Origin of the sequence: Rhodococcus sp. EPR-134, assembly GCF_001647205.1 — a bacterium.
Taxonomy (GTDB): domain Bacteria; phylum Actinomycetota; class Actinomycetes; order Mycobacteriales; family Mycobacteriaceae; genus Rhodococcus_F; species Rhodococcus_F qingshengii.
Window position 1 is genome coordinate 1 of the sequence record NZ_LVCT01000198.1, and the last position, 2,916, is coordinate 2,916.

Genomic DNA, 2,916 nt, shown 5'->3' on the forward strand with positions numbered 1-2,916 from the left:
ACGCCGGCAGCCGGGCCGCCGGCGAAGGCGTCAACCGGATCCACTCCGCTCAGATCGATCCGCACCGGGAAGATCGTCGTGAACCATCCCACCGTGCGAGCAAGATCTGCCCCGGGAACCACCTGTTCCTCGCGTCCGTGCCCCTCGAGACTGATCAATGTCTCCGGATTGTCGATGCCGCGGTCCATGCGCCAGCGGACCATCGCAAGTGCCAAAGCCGTCAACAATCCGTCCTCGACGCTCCCGTGAATCGCCTGCGGAACTGTCGTCGACACGGCCTCGGTCAATCCCGTGGGAACTCGTACTTCGATGTCAATGGTGGCCGAGGCGGTGTCCCTCTTCGTCAGGGCGCGCACACCCAGAGTCGGATCCGGGCCCTCGAGCACCTCTCGCCAATAGTCGATTTCAGCGACCCGATCCGGCTCGCGCGCGGCGTCGACGAGGCCATGTGCCCATCGACGCATCGAGGTTCCGACCGGAGCAAGTGACGGGTCGACGCCTGACTGCACCTGCGCACAGGCAAGTGCAAGATCGGGGATCAGGATTCGCCAGGAAACACCGTCCGTCACCAGATGGTGCGCTACCAGTAGCAACCGTCTCAGGCTCTGCCGGTCCTTTTGAATCTGCCCGTCGGTGTCGAGCAGGACTGCCTGCACCATCACACCTGCCTCCGGGTCGAGCCGCCCCAGAGCTGCGTCGAGTTCTGTCGAGACCGTCTCCGCGGCAGAACCCCCGAGGCTCACGTGGCGTACGACGGTCTCCGCCCGCACCGTACCTACAGGCGCAACGTCCATCCGCCGAGCGGATTCAGGATGATGCGTCGCCCGGATGCCCGCGCGGAGGATGTCGTGGTGGTCCAGCACATCCTGCATGGCCAGTGTCAGCGTGACCTCGTCGAGCGTGGCAGGAACCGAGAGCAGAACAGATTGGGAGTACCGGCGAAAATCTCCACCACGGTCAAGCATCCATTCGACGATCGGCGTCAATTCGATCTCACCGACGCCGCCGCCAGGTAATTCGTCGACGACGACACGGTTGCCAGCCGTTCCGGCCGTCTCGGACAGCGCCGCAACAGTTTTGCGTTCGAACACCTCGCGCGGTGTGATCAGAACTCCGGCAGACCTGGCGCGCGTCACCAACTGGATGGACATGATCGAGTCACCGCCGAGAGTAAAGAACGAATCGTCGACCCCCACCTCCTCGAGTCCCAGAACTTCGGCGAACAGACTCGCAAGGATGTTTTCCGTCGCGGACGCGGGGCCACGACTTACGGTTGCCTGTCGCCCGAAGTCAGGTTCAGGCAATGCATTCCGGTCGAGCTTTCCGTTCACCGTCAGCGGCAAACCCTCGAGAACCGTCACGACAGCGGGGACCATGTGGGGCGCCAACCTCTGTGAGACATACTCGAGCAACGCCGCCGGAGAGATAGTGGCACCGGACTCCGGCACCACGTAGCCCACCAACCGGTCTCTGCGGGCTACCACCGCCGACTGAGACACGCCCACTCCGGAGAGCAGTGCAGCCTCCACCTCGCCGAGTTCGATTCGGTACCCCTTCACCTGCACCTGCAGATCGTTTCGTCCGAGGTACTCCAGCTGCCCGCTGTCGTTCCAGCGCCCCAGGTCACCGGATCGATACATACGCGCACCACTGACCGCGAGGTCGGGAATGAACCGCGCGGACGTCAGACCGAACCGGCCGAGGTATCCGCGTGAAACCTGATCACCGGAGACATACAGTTCACCCACCACACCGGGCGGCACCGGGTGCAACCGCTGATCCAACACATACACACGCAATCCGGGTAACGCCCGACCAATCACCGAGGCCGATCGTTGACGCACCAGCACACGATCGAGCGGTAAATGGCTGACGTGCACAGTGGTCTCCGTGATGCCGTACATGTTGACCAGATCTGGTGACGAAGTCCCGCGACGGGCGTACCAGCGCGTCAACTGTCCGAAGTCGAGCGCTTCTCCGCCGAAGATCACGTAGCGCAATGACAGGGCCGCACCCCCGGCAAGCCGGTCGGCTTCCGCCAATTGATAGAAGGCAGTAGGAGTTTGATTGAGCACCGTGACACGTTCGTGCCGTAGCAATTCGAGGAATGCCTCTGGTGAACGGGCCGTGAAGTAGTCGACCAGTACCAGTCGGCCACCGTGTGCGAGTGCGCCCCACATTTCCCAGACCGAGAAGTCGAATGCCTCCGAATGGAACATCGTCCACACATCGCCGCTGTCGAAGCCGAAGAGCGCTCTGGTGTTTGCCAGCAACGTCACTACGCTGCGGTGAGAAACCTGAACCCCCTTCGGGCGCCCGGTGGACCCCGAGGTGTAGATCACGTAGGCCACCGATTCGGGCCGGAGCGGTAGCAGCCGATCTCGGTCGGTCACCGCAAGCGGAGAAAACCTGTGCAGCGCATCGAGAATTACCGGGTCGTCTACCGCAATCACTGGAATCTCGCTGCCTGCAATTGCGTCACTGTCTCGTATGTAGTCGCCGTCGGCCCGAGTGGTCAGCACACACTTCGGCCGGGCGTCACGCACCACGAAGTCCACCCGGTTTACCGGAGAAGTCGAGTCCACCGGTACGTATCCGCCACCCGCCTTCACCACCGCCAGCAATGCCACCATCAGGTCGATCGAGCGGGCCATCGCGACTGCCACCAAGGTTTCCGGCCCCACCCCCTGCGCCACCAACAGTCGAGCGAGGCGGTTTGCTCGCTCGTCGAGTTCGCGGTAGGTAACCGACAATCCGCCGCAGCGCACCGCCACGGCATCACCGGACGTCAGCGCCGTGCGATCGAAGAGATCCGACAACGAATCCTCGTCTGTTCCGGCGCCGGAGGGCGTGGGCGCAACCAGCACCCCGCTGAGTTCGCCGGCCAGAATCATGTCGATATCACCGACGACCACC

General features: G+C 63.2%; 1 protein-coding gene. It reads right to left on the reverse strand.

The genetic code is table 11. The features are described from left to right. The coding region (locus A2J01_RS09180; RefSeq protein ID WP_156519221.1) for a non-ribosomal peptide synthetase at nt 1-2,916 on the reverse strand (2,916 nt) is incomplete at both ends.